The 276-nt window shown below is 62.0% G+C and carries 1 protein-coding gene; it reads right to left on the bottom strand.

From position 1 onward, the window contains the following. Window positions 1-73 precede the first annotated feature (73 nt). Window positions 74-276: LysR substrate-binding domain-containing protein (locus SB724_RS19980; RefSeq protein ID WP_410572564.1), on the bottom strand; the 203-nt coding region annotated here is incomplete at its 5' end.

Below are 276 nucleotides of genomic sequence, written 5' to 3' on the forward strand. Positions count from 1 at the left end.
CTATGGCGTCGGCGAAGACAACCAGACGTTCGAAAGCGGCCTGCGCTCCAAACGCCCGGCATAGGACCGGGCATCACGACAAGGTCGGCGACACTTCCGATAGCAGCCAGTTCTGGAACTGGTCGGCGGCGGGATGGCTTTGCTTGTTTTCAGGTCGCACGACGTAATAGGCGTTCTCCGTCGGCATGGTGATATCCAGCAACGTGACGAGCGCTCCCGACTTGAGCTCGTCCTCGATCAGGTAGGTCGGCAGAAGCGCGACGCCGAGGCCTGCCG

Source organism: Bacillus sp. SIMBA_031, from assembly GCF_046535225.1.
Lineage (GTDB): Bacteria > Bacillota > Bacilli > Bacillales > Bacillaceae > Bacillus > Bacillus velezensis.